The organism is Acinetobacter endophylla (assembly GCF_053543775.1).
In genome coordinates this window covers 1-799 of sequence record NZ_JBLVOM010000048.1, presented here as the reverse complement: position 1 = coordinate 799, position 799 = coordinate 1, and the positions used below count along the sequence as shown (strand labels likewise).

Annotated in this window: 2 protein-coding genes; both read left to right on the top strand. The window is 43.7% G+C overall.

Annotated elements, in window-relative coordinates; genetic code table 11:
- Positions 1-185: FCD domain-containing protein (locus ACNPNW_RS04255; RefSeq protein ID WP_527890962.1), on the top strand; the 185-nt coding region annotated here is incomplete at its 5' end.
- A 3-nt stretch (positions 186-188) separates the two neighbouring features.
- Positions 189-799 (top strand): L-lactate dehydrogenase (locus ACNPNW_RS04250; protein WP_448766573.1); only part of this gene is annotated, 611 nt, incomplete at its 3' end.

Below are 799 nucleotides of genomic sequence, written 5' to 3'. Positions count from 1 at the left end.
CACCACAACATTTTGAACAATTGCATGACCAGCATTTTGAGGTGATGGACGCAATTGAACGTCAAGACTCAGAGACTGCACGTAAGGCAGCTTGTGGGCATATTGAATTTGTTGTTCAACGCGTACGTATGATCGATGAAGAAGAAGCTCGTCGTCAACGTTCGAGTCGATTAAATAGGACATAAGTTATGATTATTTCTTCTGCAAATGACTATCGTGAAGCTGCGAAACGTCGTTTACCGCCATTTTTATTTGAATACATCGATGGTGGTGCCTATGCGGAATATACTTTAAAGCGTAATGTAGACGATTTATCAAAAATCGCTTTACGTCAACGTGTGTTAAATGACATGTCTGAGCTGAGCTTAGAAACGCAATTGTTTGGTGAAAATTTGGCGTTGCCAGTGGCATTGTCACCTGTAGGTCTAACGGGTATGTATGCGCGTCGTGGTGAAGTTCAAGCCGCGGTTGCCGCAGATAAAAAGGGCATTCCATTTACCTTATCAACAGTTTCAGTTTGTCCAATTGAAGAAGTGGCACCTGCGATTCAACGTCCGATGTGGTTTCAACTGTATGTACTACGTGACCGTGGTTTTATGAAAAATGCCTTGGAACGTGCTAAAGCCGCAGGCTGTTCTACCTTAGTATTCACAGTCGATATGCCTGTTCCAGGTGCGCGTTATCGTGATGCACATTCAGGAATGAGTGGTAAAAATGCTGCAATACGTCGTTATATGCAATCGTGTATGCACCCACACTGGGCTTGGAATGTCGGTTTATTGGGTCGTCCGCATGATTT